The sequence below is a fragment of the Paraburkholderia sp. SIMBA_027 genome, from assembly GCF_046535315.1.
Classification (GTDB): Bacteria; Pseudomonadota; Gammaproteobacteria; order Burkholderiales; family Burkholderiaceae; genus Paraburkholderia; species Paraburkholderia tropica.
Genome location: NZ_JAWRWY010000364.1, coordinates 1 through 285, shown reverse-complemented (window position 1 = coordinate 285; position 285 = coordinate 1). Strand labels below are relative to the sequence as shown.

Below are 285 nucleotides of genomic sequence, written 5' to 3'. Positions count from 1 at the left end.
CTACAGTTCCTGAAAGAAGTGTGAGAGTACAATTTCCAGATGTATCTATAAAAACTTTCCACTGACGGCCCCCTTCATTATATGTTATCTCCCGATTAACAGATGGTGTACAACTTGCACCCACTTTTCCAATGGTTATACCATTTGTCCAACTTTGCCAGATTCCATAAGGAGAAAATGAAACATAAAAACTGACATTGTTATTTACTGTAGTTGTTGAATTATAACTATACTGAGGATTTATAGAAGAGAATGTAAAACTACAAGAAACAACTGATGCACAAG

General features: G+C 35.1%; 1 protein-coding gene. It reads right to left on the bottom strand.

Annotated elements, in window-relative coordinates:
• The coding region (locus tag SB764_RS39445) for a hypothetical protein (protein ID WP_410866675.1) at positions 1 to 285 on the bottom strand (285 nt) is incomplete at both ends.